Annotated in this window: 12 protein-coding genes; 8 read left to right on the forward strand and 4 right to left on the reverse strand. The window is 72.4% G+C overall.

The window, feature by feature from the left end; translation table 11 throughout:
- Nucleotides 1-5 precede the first annotated feature (5 nt).
- The 3 genes from JWR33_RS00270 to JWR33_RS00280 are packed head-to-tail and all read left to right on the forward strand — an operon-like array spanning nucleotide 6 to nucleotide 3,615.
- Complete coding sequence (locus JWR33_RS00270; protein ID WP_297408471.1) at nucleotides 6-1,529, forward strand: MmgE/PrpD family protein; 1,524 nt, start codon at nucleotides 6-8, stop codon at nucleotides 1,527-1,529.
- Nucleotides 1,529-2,440 carry a methylisocitrate lyase gene (gene prpB / locus JWR33_RS00275; RefSeq protein ID WP_297408472.1) on the forward strand — a complete coding sequence of 304 codons (912 nt, stop codon included), beginning with the start codon at nucleotides 1,529-1,531 and terminating at the stop codon, nucleotides 2,438-2,440. The genes JWR33_RS00270 and prpB overlap by 1 nt, the downstream gene beginning before the upstream one ends.
- A 32-nt stretch (nucleotides 2,441-2,472) precedes the next feature.
- Nucleotides 2,473-3,615 (forward strand): bifunctional 2-methylcitrate synthase/citrate synthase, encoded by a 1,143-nt coding sequence (locus tag JWR33_RS00280; RefSeq protein WP_297408473.1) that lies wholly within the window; start codon nucleotides 2,473-2,475, stop codon nucleotides 3,613-3,615.
- Nucleotides 3,616-3,750: 135 nt separating this feature from the next.
- On the opposite strand, the gene JWR33_RS00285 is transcribed toward JWR33_RS00280, so the two are convergent.
- Nucleotides 3,751-5,775 (reverse strand): cytochrome c oxidase assembly protein, encoded by a 2,025-nt coding sequence (locus JWR33_RS00285; protein ID WP_297408474.1) that lies wholly within the window; start codon nucleotides 5,773-5,775, stop codon nucleotides 3,751-3,753.
- 77 nt (nucleotides 5,776-5,852) lie between these two features.
- Entirely contained in the window at nucleotides 5,853-6,116 is a 264-nt protein-coding gene (locus tag JWR33_RS00290; RefSeq protein WP_297408475.1) for a hypothetical protein, read from the reverse strand.
- 134 nt (nucleotides 6,117-6,250) lie between these two features.
- Here JWR33_RS00290 and JWR33_RS00295 point away from each other — a divergent pair, with 134 nt between their 5' ends.
- Nucleotides 6,251-6,997 (forward strand): Pr6Pr family membrane protein, encoded by a 747-nt coding sequence (locus tag JWR33_RS00295; protein WP_297408476.1) that lies wholly within the window; start codon nucleotides 6,251-6,253, stop codon nucleotides 6,995-6,997.
- Here JWR33_RS00295 and JWR33_RS00300 read toward each other — a convergent pair.
- Nucleotides 6,948-8,354, reverse strand: coding sequence for an FAD-dependent oxidoreductase (locus JWR33_RS00300; RefSeq protein WP_297408477.1), 1,407 nt, complete (start codon nucleotides 8,352-8,354; stop codon nucleotides 6,948-6,950). The genes JWR33_RS00295 and JWR33_RS00300 overlap by 50 nt on opposite strands.
- A 173-nt stretch (nucleotides 8,355-8,527) precedes the next feature.
- Here JWR33_RS00300 and JWR33_RS00305 point away from each other — a divergent pair, with 173 nt between their 5' ends.
- Nucleotides 8,528-9,517 (forward strand): FKBP-type peptidyl-prolyl cis-trans isomerase, encoded by a 990-nt coding sequence (locus JWR33_RS00305; RefSeq protein ID WP_297408478.1) that lies wholly within the window; start codon nucleotides 8,528-8,530, stop codon nucleotides 9,515-9,517.
- Between the two features lie 65 nt (nucleotides 9,518-9,582).
- Here the strand turns inward: JWR33_RS00305 and JWR33_RS00310 are convergent, their stop codons facing one another.
- Nucleotides 9,583-10,548, reverse strand: a complete 966-nt coding sequence (locus JWR33_RS00310; protein WP_297408479.1) for an FHA domain-containing protein — start codon at nucleotides 10,546-10,548, stop codon at nucleotides 9,583-9,585.
- 318 nt (nucleotides 10,549-10,866) lie between these two features.
- Here JWR33_RS00310 and JWR33_RS00315 point away from each other — a divergent pair, with 318 nt between their 5' ends.
- The 3 genes from JWR33_RS00315 (at nucleotide 10,867) to JWR33_RS00325 (ending at nucleotide 12,416) form a co-directional block, all read left to right on the forward strand.
- Nucleotides 10,867-11,073 (forward strand): cold-shock protein, encoded by a 207-nt coding sequence (locus JWR33_RS00315; protein ID WP_297408480.1) that lies wholly within the window; start codon nucleotides 10,867-10,869, stop codon nucleotides 11,071-11,073.
- 76 nt (nucleotides 11,074-11,149) lie between these two features.
- Nucleotides 11,150-11,947: a glycosyltransferase family 2 protein gene (locus JWR33_RS00320; RefSeq protein WP_297408481.1), complete on the forward strand. Its 798-nt coding sequence runs from the start codon at nucleotides 11,150-11,152 to the stop codon at nucleotides 11,945-11,947.
- 28 nt (nucleotides 11,948-11,975) lie between these two features.
- Complete coding sequence (locus JWR33_RS00325; protein WP_297408482.1) at nucleotides 11,976-12,416, forward strand: nitroreductase family deazaflavin-dependent oxidoreductase; 441 nt, start codon at nucleotides 11,976-11,978, stop codon at nucleotides 12,414-12,416.
- The last annotated feature ends 10 nt before the right edge of the window (nucleotides 12,417-12,426 follow it).

The raw sequence follows: 12,426 nt of genomic DNA on the forward strand, positions 1-12,426 counted from the left end.
TCCCCGTGAGAACCTCGTCCGTCCGCGTCGCCCGCAGCACGGAGCTCCTCCCGCGGGAGGATCAGCTCGCCTGGCGCATCGCCGAGGTTGCGGCGGACCCGGTTCCCGTCGACGGGGACGTCGCCGAGATGATCGTGAACCGGGTTCTCGACAATGCCGCCGTCGCGGCGGCCTCCCTGGTGCGCCGGCCGGTGGTGTCCGCGCGGGCCCAGGCGCTCGCGCATCCGGCGAGCGCGGGCGGAGCCGGCTCGACGGTGTTCGGTGAGCCGGCGGAGCGGCGGGTCTCGCCGGAGTGGGCGGCCTGGGCGAACGGCGTCGCGGTGCGCGAGCTCGACTACCACGACACCTTCCTCGCCGCGGAGTACTCGCATCCGGGAGACAACATCCCGCCGCTCGTCGCCGTCGCGCAGCACGCCGGCAGTGATGGGGCTGCTCTCCTCCGCGGCATCGCCACCGGCTACGAGATCCAGATCGACCTGGTGCGGGCGATCAGCCTGCACGCCCACAAGATCGACCATGTCGCCCATCTCGGCCCGTCGGCGGCCGCGGGCATCGGCACCCTTCTGGGATCGGATCCTGCGACGATCTTCCAGGCCGTGGGGCAGGCCCTGCACACGACCACCGCCACCCGTCAGTCGCGCAAGGGCGAGATCTCCAGCTGGAAGGCGCATGCGCCCGCCTTCGCGGGGAAGATGGCGGTGGAGGCGGTCGACCGGGCCCTCCGCGGCGAGACGAGCCCCACCCCCATCTACGAGGGAGAGGACGGCGTGATCGCCTGGCTGCTGGATGGTCCCGACGCGCACTACGAGGTGCCGCTGCCGGAGCCTGGAGAGTCGAAGCGGGCGATCCTCGACAGCTACACCAAGGAGCACTCCGCCGAGTACCAGGCCCAGGCGCTGATCGACCTCGCCCGGCGGCTGCATCGCGAGCACCCTGAGCTCGCCGACCCGGACCGGGTCGAATCGATCCTCATCGCCACGTCGCACCACACCCACAACGTGATCGGCACCGGCTCGGGCGATCCGCAGAAGTACGACCCGACCGCGACGCGGGAGACGCTCGACCACTCCATCCCGTACATCTTCACCGTGGCGCTCCAGGACGGTGAGTGGCACCACACCCGCAGCTACGCCCCGGAGCGTGCGCAGCGGCCCGGCACGGTGGCCCTCTGGCAGAAGGTGCGCACCGCGGAGGACCCCGAGTGGACGCGCCGCTACCACTCCGTCGACCCCGCCGAGAAGGCGTTCGGCGGGCGGGTGGTGGTCACCCTCACCGACGGCACCACCATCGCGGACGAGATCGCCGTCGCGGATGCGCACCCCCTCGGGGCGCGGCCGTTCGCCCGGGACCAGTACGTCGCCAAGTTCCGCACCCTGGCGCAGGATGTGCTGGAGCCCGCGGAGATCGAGCGGTTCCTCGACGTCGCCCAGCGGCTCCCGCAGCTGCGACCCGAGGACCTGGGCGGCCTCACTCTCACCGCCCGCCCGGGACTGCTCGACGCGGTTCCCCTGCCGAAGGGACTCTTCTGATGCTGCACTCCTCGACCCCTGCGGCGGAGAAGCGCGCGGCACTGCGCGCCCGACTGGCCGAGGGCGGCCTGCTTCAGCTGCCCGGCGCCTTCAACCCGCTCTCCGCGCGCCTCATCGAGCAGAAGGGCTTCGACGGCGTGTACGTGTCCGGCGCCGTGCTCTCCGCAGACCTCGGGCTGCCCGACATCGGGCTCACCACGCTCACCGAGGTCGCCGCCCGCTCCGGCCAGATCGCCCGCGTCACCTCGCTGCCGACCCTCGTCGACGCGGACACCGGATTCGGCGAGCCGATGAACGTCGCCCGCACGGTGCAGATCCTCGAGGACGCCGGAGTCGCGGGCCTGCACATCGAGGACCAGGTGAACCCCAAGCGCTGCGGTCACCTCGACGGCAAGCAGGTGGTGGGCTCGGACGTGGCCATCAAGCGCATCCGCGCCGCCGTCGAGGGCCGGCGAGACCCGAACCTCCTGGTGCTCGCGCGCACCGACATCCGCGCCGTGGAGGGCCTGCCTGCCGCGCTCGACCGCGCCAAGCAGCTCGTGGACGCCGGTGCGGACGCGATCTTCCCCGAGGCGATGCTCGATCTGGGCGAGTTCGAGGCGATGCGGGAGGCGGTGGGCGTGCCGATCCTCGCCAACATGACCGAGTTCGGCAAGAGCGAGCTGTTCACCCGAAGCCAGCTGGAGAGCGCCGGCGTCTCGATCGTCATCTACCCCGTCTCGCTGCTGCGTCTGGCCATGGGAGCTGCCATGCGGGGACTCGATACCCTCACGGAACAGGGCTCGCTGGCGAGCGCTGTGCCGGAGATGCAGACCCGCGCCGAGCTGTACGACCTGCTGGACTATGCGGGCTACAACCGGTTCGACGACGGGATCTTCAACTTCACCCTCGAGGGCTCCTCGGGGCTCTGACGGACGGGAAGAACGGACGCGAAGGAGCGGACATGAGCGACGACCAGGAGATCCGCAAGGGCCTCGCCGGCGTGGTGGTCGACCGGACTGCCATCTCCAAGGTGAACCCGGAGACCAACTCGCTGCTGTACCGGGGCTACCCGGTGCAGGAGCTGGCGGCGGGGGTGAGCTTCGAGGAGGTGGCCTACCTGCTCTGGCACGGCGAGCTGCCGGACGCCGAGCAGCTGGCGGCCCTCGTGGCGCGCGAGCGGGCGCAGCGCGCCCTCGACCCGCGCCTGCGGGAGCTCCTCTCCGGGCTCCCGCTGACCGCCCATCCGATGGATGTCGTGCGCACTGCGGTGAGCGTGCTCGGCACCCTCGACGCCGGCACCGAGGACAGCTCCCCCGCGGCGAACCAGGCCAAGGCCGAGCTGCTCTGGGCCGCCCTGCCCGCGGTCGTGGCGTGGGATCAGCGCCGTCGGCAAGGTCTCCCGCCGGTGGACCCGCGCGACGACCTGGACTACTCGGCCAACTTCCTCTGGATGACCTTCGGCGAGGAGCCGGGCGACATCGAGGTGGACGCCTTCCGCGTCTCGATGGTGCTCTACGCCGAGCACTCGTTCAACGCCTCCACCTTCGCCGCCCGGGTCATCACCTCCACCCTCGCCGACCTCTACTCGGCCGTGACCGGAGCGGTGGGCGCGCTGAAGGGCGCGCTGCACGGCGGCGCGAACGAGGCCGTGATGCACACCTTCGACGAGATCGGCTTCGGCCCCGGATCAGCGGATCGCGCCACCGCCTGGCTGGACGAGGCGCTCCGCGAGAAGCGCAAGATCATGGGATTCGGCCACCGCGTCTACAAGCACGGGGACTCCCGGGTGCCGACCATGCGGGCGGCGCTCGACCGGCTGGTCGCGCACTACGGCCGCCCGGACGTGACCGAGCTGTACGACGCGCTGGAGGCGGGCATGACCGAGCGGAAGAACATCCTGCCGAACCTCGACTACCCGTCCGGTCCCGCCTACTACCTGCTGGGCTTTGACACCCTGACCTTCACCCCGCTGTTCGTCGCGTCCCGCGTGGTCGGCTGGACGGCCCACATCATGGAGCAGCTCTCCGCCAACGCCCTGATCCGGCCACTGTCCGCCTACGTGGGCCCCGACGAGCGCCACCTGGACGCGCCGCCGCCCTCCTAGCACTCCGCACCTTCGCTCAGCAGGCAGAATGACCGCCACCCCGCCTATGGGGCCGGTTCTGCCTGTTCAGGGCAGAACCGCCTGCTGAGCGAGAGGTCCGGCGGAACTGCCTGCTGAGCGAGAGGTCCGGCAGACCTAGTCGCGGCGGGAGAGCGCTGCGAGGCGCTCGTTGTAGGCGGCGAGCTCCGCGTCGCCGTCGCGCTCCGCGGCCCGGTCGGTGCGGCGCGCCGTGCGGGTGTCCGAGGAGATCCACTGGCGCACGACCATCATCGCGACGAGCACGGTGGGCACCTCCCCCGCACCCCAGGCCAGGCCGCCGCCCGTGTTCTGGTCGGCGAGCAGCGCCGCGTCGTCCGTTCGGCCCAGCGCATGCCACCAGTCGAGCGCGAGCACCTCGGTCTGCGACATCAGGGCGAGCCCGAAGAAGGCGTGGAAGGCGATGGTCGCGAGCAGCACCAGGAGCCGCAGCGGCGGGCTGGGCCGCTGCGGACCGGGGTCGACGCCGATCAGCACCCAGTAGAAGAGGTAGCCGCTGAGGAGGAAGTGCAGCACCATCAGGACGTGACCCTGGTGCTCCGAGAGGGAGAACGGGAACCAGCCGGTGTAGTAGAACGCGACGAGGCTGGTGGCGAAGATGCCTGCGGCGACGATCGGGGTGGAGACGACCCCGGCGACGCGCGAGTGCACGAGGAGCAGCAGCCACTCGCGGAGGCCGCGGCTGGCGTCGTGCCGCACCGGCAGCGCCCGCATCGCGAGCAGGATCGGGGCGCCGAGCACGAGGAGCGGCGGCACGCCCATCATCAGGCCCATGTGCTGGATCATGTGGGTGCTGAAGCTGGTGGGCCCGTAGACGCCGGGGCCCCCGCTCGTGAGGTAGACGAGAGCCAGGCAGCCGGCGACCCAGGACACTCCTCGCAGCACGGGCCAGGGATCCCCGCGGCGGCGCAGCTTGACGACGCCGGCCAGGTAGGTGCCGAGCAGGATGCCGGCGAGGGTCAGGAAGGCCCAGTCGGGGTGCCACTCGGTGAGCATCCGGCCGAGGGTGAGCGGCGGCGGCTCCGGGTAGCCGACCAGGCCGCGGAACGCGTCGGCGGCGGGCGCCGCCTGGGACACCGGCGGGGTGGATCGGGACAGCGCGACGGCGAGGCCCATCGCGGCGGTGAGGAGCAGCACCTCGGCGAGGGCGAGCCGAACGAATGCGCGCCGGTCGGCGGGCGCCGCCGCGAGCCGCGGGAGGATGCGACGCCGATGCCAGATGCCGGCCAGACCGAGCAGCACGAGCAGCACCGACTTGGCGAGAACGAGCAGTCCGTAGCCGGTGAGCAGGTCCGCCGGGGACTCCAGCCGGAGGGAGGCGTTGACGATGCCGGAGAGGGCGACCGCGAAGAAGGCCCAGCCGGCCAGCACCGAGTAGCGAGCGGCGACCGATCCGAACGCCGCTCCCACCCGACGGCGCAGCAGGAGCAGGGCGACCAGCCCGCCCGACCAGGCGGTCACCCCGACGAGGTGGATGGCGAGGCTGCTCACGGCGTTGCCATGCTCGTCGGAGCCGGCGGCGTGCCCGGAGAGGGAGAGGGGCAGGAGCGCGAACACTGCGAGCGCCCCCGCGAAGGCGATCCAGGAGACGCGGCGGGTGCACAGCAGCGTGAGCAGGACGATCGCGACGCAGGCGAGCGAGAGCAGCAGGGCCTGACCGAGCTCGAGCCGGGTGGCGAAGAACAGGAACTGGGTGCGGAACGCGGCGCTGCCGAGCGGTCCGCCGAGCACGTCCGCGCCGGTCAGCACGAGCACCGCGGCCGACGCGAGGAGCCAGACCGCCGCGGAGCGCCGGGCGAAGCGGAGCGCGGCGCGCTGGCTCTCGCTCGCTTCGCCGGGGATCGCGCGCTGCCCGGGCAGGGCGAAGGTCGACAGCAGCAGGAGCCCGATCGTGACCGCGGCGGCCCCGTCCGACACGAGCCGCGCGACAGGAAGGCCGCGCGTCACGAGCGGGCCGGGATCGGCGAGGAGAGCGCCACCCAGGGCTCCCGTCATGAGGAGCCCGGCGAAGAGGAGGAGGGCGGCGAGCGGGATGCAGCCGAGGAGCACCGCCTCGACCGCGCCGACGCGGCTCGCGGTCGGCACCGCGGGCGCCGGAGGCGCCTGCAGGTCCTCGGCGGTCATCGACTGCTCACCCCTCCAGGGTAGACCGGCGCTCCTGCGGGGTTCGCGTGCGCCGCCGGAGCCGTCAGCGGCGGCCGTCAGTCGTAGACGCGGACGACCCGCCAGCCCCGGTCGCCCTCGACGATCTCGAACATCAGCGAGAAGCCGTTCGCGGTCGTCCCCTGGAAGCGCCAGCCCACGATGCGCCGTGCGGCGTGCGTGAGGAGCGGGCTCCAGGCGTCCTCGGCGAGCGGCGTGGGGGTATCGGTCACCCGATAGCGCACCCGATCCCAGACGAGCCGTGCCGGGATCCCGTTGACCAGCCAGACCGCTACATCGGTCGTCGCCACCACCATGCTCATCAGCCGCTCCGTTCGAAGATATGTTCGAATGAAGGAACGATAAGCCGTCCTGGCGCGACACGCCAAACGCGGCGCGGCGCAGGGCGGCCCGCGGGACCGGAGGGATTGCGGGCACCCGGTATCGTCGGGGGATCATGGCGTGGCGCACCGCAATGGGCTCGGCGCGCCTGCTCGCCGCAGCGGCCGGCATCGTCGCACTCGTCGCGCGCTTCCTCTACGGTCTGGGGTTCCCGAGCTTCGGATCAGCGAACTACTTCGCCTACCTCACGATGCAGAGCAACATCGCGGCGGTCGTCGTGAGCGCCGTCGCGGGGATCCGTCTCCTCCGCGGCGTGCCGGAGACCCGGGCGCTGTCGACCGCGCGTGCGCTGGTGGCCAGCTTCCTGATCGTCGCGGGATTCGTGTTCGCGCTGCTCGCCAGCCAGGCGCCGGCTCAGGGGTACCGGCTGGACGTGCCATGGTCGGACCAGGTCCTGCACTTCTATCTGCCGGCCTTCGCGCTGGCCGACTGGCTGATCACGCCGGGGCGCCGACCGGTCCGCTGGCGTGCCCTCGTCGGCGCGCTCGGCTACCCGACGGTGTGGGGCATCGGGACGATTCTCCGCGGCCAGCTGGTCGGGTGGTACCCCTACTTCTTCCTCGACCCGAGGCTGCCCGGCTATCCGCTGTCGTTTCTCGCCTACTCGGCCGGCGCCCTCGCGCTCTTCGTGGCAGTGGCCGCGGGTCTGATCGCCGCGAGCCGGACCTCGCCCCTCGGTCAGCGGGAGCTGCCCCGGCGTCGGCACGGGGCGGACCACGGCCCGACCCTGCTCGGCCTGGCGCTGCTGCTGCTCAGCCGACCGGCACGAAGGGTGCGAGGCTCGCGAGCGCGGCGGCCGTGAGGGCGGCGTCGTCGAGGACGGCGAGCGCGTCGGCCGTCCCCGCTCCCATGAGGCCCACGAGGATCGGCTGCCCGGTCAGCGGCTGGAGGTTGATCCAGTCGGTGATGGGCAGCGCGCTGTCGAGGACCACCCAGCGCACCGCATCGGTGTCCCAGAACGCCTCGGCGAAGCTCAGCCAGACGGCGTCAGCCGATCCCACCCCGAGTTCGGCGATCGCGGTGCGCTGCGCGAACGGCAGAGCAGGGTCGAAGGCGATGGCCCGGTCCTTGAGGACTCCCAGCGGAGCCGTGACGATCACCCGGTCGACGCTGACCCCCTCGCCGGTGGCGAGGCGCAGGCTCACCCCCGAGTCGCTGTAGCCGACCCCGGTGACCGGGGTGGAGAGGGACACCGGGATGCCCTCGAGCAGCTCGCGGATGATTCCGTCGAAGCCGCCGAGCACCAGGTCGCCGCTCGTCGCCGAGGCGTCCAGGCGTGCATACCAGGACGAGAGCTGATCGGCTTCGGCGCCGAGCGGGATGCCGACGCGGTCGCGGAGGTAGGCGTCGAGCCGGTCCTCCGGGGACGGATCGCCCTCCGCGCTCGGCGTGCCCGCCGTCGCCGTCACGGCGTCGGCGAGCGAGACGTCGGCGGCCTGGTCGAGCGCCCAGCGGAGCGCGGCGGCCACCGCGTCCTCGCCGTCGGCGGACTGGGACTGCGCCAGCCCGGCTCCGCTCACGAGCAGCGCGGGGTCTGCCACCGGCGCGGTCGCGATGCCGAGGGATTCGAGCCGCGCGCTGAGGCTGGCCGCGTCGGCGCCCCGCACCCACGCCGCACCGCGTTCTACCGGCACTGGCCAGCTCTCGGTCTGCGTCGTCCAGATCCGGCCGCCCACCCGGTCCCGCGCCTCGAGCACGGTGACCTCGTGGCCGTAGGTGGTGAGCCGACGCGCGGCCGCCGCTCCGGCGGCACCGGCCCCGATCACCGCGACGCGCTCGGTGCCGGAGGTCAGCGCCTCGATCTCCGCCGCGGCCCGCAGGCCAGAGTCGAGCGCTCCGGCCACCGTCGAGGGCTGGTCGTCGGAGGTCGCCTCCCCCGCGAAGAACACGCGGTCGCCGAGCGGGGTCCGCAGCACGGCGCGCTGCTCGGGCGACGCGCCCAGGGCGACGAAGCTGTGGGCCCCACGGGCGAACTGGTCCTCACCCCACGCGCTTCGTGCCATCGCGGTCGGCGACGGCACGGCGGGCGACGGCACGGGCGAGGGCGGCGCGGACGGGGTGCCGGACGGGACGGACCGGGTCGGCGTGCATGCGGCCAGCACCAGCACCGAGAGGCCGGAGGCGGCGCCGGCGAGGAGGGTTCGTCGCGTGAAGCTCATCCTGGGCACAGCCTACTTCCCCCCTCCTCCCGCCCGAGGGGGACGCCGCACGCCTCTCCCCTGGGACATCTCATATCCGATTCGAGGCCTTTCCCCACCTCCACCGGGCCGAAGTGCCCGGGACGGCGGGTACGGTTGTCGGCGTTTGTGTCCACTCCTCGGAAGGAAGCCGCGTGCGCCGCGCCCTGCCCCTCTTCGCCGCCTCCGCACTGCTGGTCGGCCTCTCCGCGTGCTCAGCCACGCCATCGCCGACGCCGTCGGGCAGTGCCGCCCCGAGCGCTCAAGACGCTGCGGCCGCCATCGACGTCTGCTCCGCGGATGCCGGCACCGCGTCGGAGGCGGTGAAGGTGTCAGGAGACCTCGGCGCGGCGCCGGAGGTGAGCTTCGACAAGGGCATCGACGCGAAGACCACCGAGCGCAGCATCCTCGTCAGCGGGACCGGCGATGAGGTCGCCGCGGGGACCAGCGCGGAGGTCGCCTACTCGATCTACAACGGCGCAACGGGCGACCTGATCGAGAGCTACGGCTACCAGGACGACCAGCCCGTCACCTTCGCAGCGGACGCTGCGGCGCTGCTCCCCGGCCTGGCCAAGACCATCGGCTGCCAGACCGTGGGGTCCCGGATCGTCTCCGTCATCCCGGCCGCGGAGGCGTGGGGCGCCTCCGGCAACGATCAGGTCGGTGTCGCGGCCGGCGCGTCCCTCGTCGCGGTCATCGATGTGAAGTCCGTGGTTCCCACTCGCGCGACGGGCGTGGATCAGGACGTGCCTGCGGGCCTGCCGAAGGTGACCCTCGCGGACGACGGCACTCCGAGCGTCGCCATCCCGTCGGCGGATGCGCCCGCCGACCTGAAGGTCGCCGTGCTCAAGAAGGGTGACGGCGACGTGGTGCCGGACACCGCCACCGTGACGGTCCAGTACCTCGGCGTCGACTGGGAGACCGGCGAGACGTTCGACACGAGCTGGGGCAAGCCGGCTGCCACCTTCGCGCTCTCCGGCGTCGTCCCCGGCTTCGCCCAGGCGATCGCCGGCCAGACGGTCGGCTCCCAGGTGCTCGCGGTGATCCCGCCCGACCTCGGCTACGGCAAGGCCGGCACGGACAACACCAGCGCACTCGCGGGCAAGACGCTCGTCTTCGTGATCGACATCCTCGCCGTCAACTGACGGGGACACGAGGAACGGCCTCCGCTCGAGCGAGCGGAGGCCGTTCCTCGTGTCTGGCGACACGGTCAGCGCAGGCCCTCGACCTCCAGGGTCGCGGAGCCGCCGAGGCTGAGAGCGTCTCCGGGAACGACGAGCACCGGGGTGTCGGTGGGGACCAGCTGGGGCGGATTCCCGGGGCGCAGAAGGATCGTGCCGTTGGTCGAGCCCAGGTCGCGAGCCAGCAGGGCGTCGCCGTCGCTGCGGATCTCGAGGTGATTGCGCGAGATGTCCGTGAGGGTCGCGGGCAGGGCGATCAGCTCGGGCGACTCCGCCTCGTAGCCGGCCGCGCTGGGGCTGCGGCCGACGAGGACCGCGCCCTCCACCGCCACATGCCGTCCATCCGGGAGCACCAGCCCCGCGGAGCGGAACGGCCCCTCCGGTGCGACCCGGTCGGGCAGCGAGGGAAGGGACGAGCCGCGCTCGAAGCCGGCCACTCGATCGGTCCGATCGGCGTCCTCCTCAGCGTCCTCCGCGTCGTCGTCGTCCGCGGCGTCGTCCGCGGCGTCGGCCTGCGGCTGCTCGTCGGCCTGCGGCTGCTCGTCGGCCACCGCGGCGGGCTCGGCGACACCCACCGCCGCCGCGAGTGCGGCCTGAGCCTCGGCCGACGCCGGTGACGCCGTCTGCTCGATGGACGCGGGCAGCGGCTGCACCTCGGCCTCAGTGATCTGCAGGGGAAGTGCTGCGTCCTCGCCGACCGGCGCGCCGTCCTGGTCCTGGAGGACGAGGCGCCCCTCGGAGAAGATCCGGAGCCGGCCGCCCTCACGGACGACGAGCACGAAGTCGTCGGCGGAGTCGAGCGCGGCGAGGGCCGGCACTCGATCGTGTGCCTCCACCGCCCGCTGCGCCTCGCGCTGCCGGCGACGGCTGGGCGCCGGCGCCTCAGTGATCTCAGTGACCGCCGCGACCGCCGAGACCGGAGCCGGCGGGGCCATCGGGGCGTCGAGAGCCTCGTCAAGAGCGTCGTCGTCGAGCATCATTCCTGTGGTTGTCATGCGTGCGCCACCTTCCTCCGGGTTCTCGCCATGGCCAGGAGTGTCCATCATGGTGAGGACAAGCCGGGGCACGACGCGCGGGGAAATCGCGAGTCGGGTGGGGCTTTCGCCCAGCGGGGGTCCGTGCTACTCGCGAGATTCGGCAGCCCCTTCCCCCGTCGATGCCCCGGCCGTGTAGTCTGTTCCGAGTAGTTGTGTTGTGAATTTGCATTTCTCGGCTGCCGGTCAGCCGGCGCCGGTTCGGAATCGCGGAATCGACAGCGTGACAGAGGCGCCGCGGTACCGCGTCGTCACACCGAGAAATGGAAAGAGAACGACATGCCTACTGGCACCGTTAAGTGGTTCAACGCCGAAAAGGGCTTCGGCTTCATCGCTCCCGATGACGGAGGCGCCGACGTCTTCGCTCATCACTCCGCCATCGACGCGCGCGGCTTCCGCTCGCTCGAGGAGAACCAGCGCGTCGAGTTCGAGGTCGTCGCCGGCGCCAAGGGCCCGCAGGCTGCGAACATCCGCGGCCTCGCCTGAGCTCGATCAGCTGAGCTGATCCACGAAAGGCCCTCGTCCTCGGACGGGGGCCTTTCTGCATCCGAGCGGAGACCCCATGGAACCGACCGCACGCGCCCCGGTCACGGTGGCCGTGGTCATCCCCGTGAAGGACGATGCGACGCCCCTGGCCCGCTGCCTGCGAGACCTCGGGCGCCAGTCCCGCCGCGCCGACCGGGTGATCGTGGTCGACAACGGGAGTGCGGACGAGAGCCGGTCCGTGGCCGTGCGCGCCGGCGCCGTCGTCCTTGCCGAGCTCCGTCCGGGGATCCCGGTCGTCGCAGCGACGGGCTACGACGCGGTCACCGAGGAACTGATCCTGCGGATCGACGCCGACACCCGCCTGCCCCCCGACTGGATCGAGCGGGTGGTCGACGCCTTCCGCGATCCTCGACTGGGCGCACTGTCCGGCCCCGGCCGCTTCTACGACCTCCCCGCGCCGCTGCGCCGCCTGTCGCGCCCGTTCAGCGCGCTCTACCTGGGCGCCTATGTGGTCGCGTGCGGCGTCGCCCTGGGCCACGCCCCGCTGTTCGGCTCCAACCTCGGGATGCGGAGCAGCGCGTGGCGGTCCGTGCGCGAGGACGTGCACCGTCTCGACCCCGAGGTGCACGACGACCTCGACCTCAGCGTGCACCTCGGCACGCGGACGCGGCTGCGCTTCTCCCCCGGCCTCGTGGTCGGCATCTCCGCCCGGCCCTTCTTCGACCGCGTCGCGCTGGCGCGGCGATTCCGGCGTGGCCTGCACACGATCGTGCTGCACTGGCCGGACGAGCTCCCGCCGTATCGGCTGTCCCGGGCGCTGCGCCGCCGGCGGGGCTCCGCGCGTGCGCATCCTCGCGAGCCGGCCGGGGAATGATCCCGACCGGTCGGCGGTTCCCTCTCCCATGCCCCTGGACGCCGAGTACGCACCGAGCACCTCCGACTGGGCCCGCGAGCAGGCCGAGCTCTTCGAGCGCACGGGCGGAGCGGAGGGCGGGCTGCTGGCCGGGCGGCCGATCATCGTCCTCAGCACGATCGGCGCACGCTCCGGGAAGCTCCGGAAGACGCCGCTCATGCGGGTGGAGCACGAGGGCGAATATGCCGTGGTCGCCTCCAAGGGCGGAGCCCCCGAGCACCCGGTGTGGTACTACAACCTCATCGCCCATCCCCATGTCGAGCTGCAGGACGGGCCAGTCAAGCGCGACTACCTCGCCCGCGAGGTCTCCGCGGAGGAGCGCGACGTGTGGTGGGCCCGGTCCGTGCAGGCGTATCCGCCGTACGCGGACTACCAGAAGCGCACCGAGCGGCTGATCCCGGTCTTCGTGCTCACGCCGATCGAGGCCTGAGGCCCCCCAC

The organism is Naasia sp. (genome assembly GCF_025465545.1).
Taxonomy (GTDB): domain Bacteria; phylum Actinomycetota; class Actinomycetes; order Actinomycetales; family Microbacteriaceae; genus Naasia.

What these genes read in the sequence shown, in the direction of transcription:
- prpB (WP_297408472.1), top strand. Translation starts at nt 1,529, where the DNA reads ATGCTGCACTCCTCGACCCCTGCGGCGGAGAAGCGCGCGGCACTGCGC.
- JWR33_RS00280 (WP_297408473.1), top strand. Translation starts at nt 2,473, where the DNA reads ATGAGCGACGACCAGGAGATCCGCAAGGGCCTCGCCGGCGTGGTGGTC.
- JWR33_RS00285 (WP_297408474.1), bottom strand. Translation starts at nt 5,775, where the DNA reads ATGACCGCCGAGGACCTGCAGGCGCCTCCGGCGCCCGCGGTGCCGACC.
- JWR33_RS00290 (WP_297408475.1), bottom strand. Translation starts at nt 6,116, where the DNA reads ATGAGCATGGTGGTGGCGACGACCGATGTAGCGGTCTGGCTGGTCAAC.
- JWR33_RS00295 (WP_297408476.1), top strand. Translation starts at nt 6,251, where the DNA reads ATGGCGTGGCGCACCGCAATGGGCTCGGCGCGCCTGCTCGCCGCAGCG.
- JWR33_RS00300 (WP_297408477.1), bottom strand. Translation starts at nt 8,354, where the DNA reads ATGAGCTTCACGCGACGAACCCTCCTCGCCGGCGCCGCCTCCGGCCTC.
- JWR33_RS00310 (WP_297408479.1), bottom strand. Translation starts at nt 10,548, where the DNA reads ATGACAACCACAGGAATGATGCTCGACGACGACGCTCTTGACGAGGCT.
- JWR33_RS00315 (WP_297408480.1), top strand. Translation starts at nt 10,867, where the DNA reads ATGCCTACTGGCACCGTTAAGTGGTTCAACGCCGAAAAGGGCTTCGGC.
- JWR33_RS00320 (WP_297408481.1), top strand. Translation starts at nt 11,150, where the DNA reads ATGGAACCGACCGCACGCGCCCCGGTCACGGTGGCCGTGGTCATCCCC.
- JWR33_RS00325 (WP_297408482.1), top strand. Translation starts at nt 11,976, where the DNA reads ATGCCCCTGGACGCCGAGTACGCACCGAGCACCTCCGACTGGGCCCGC.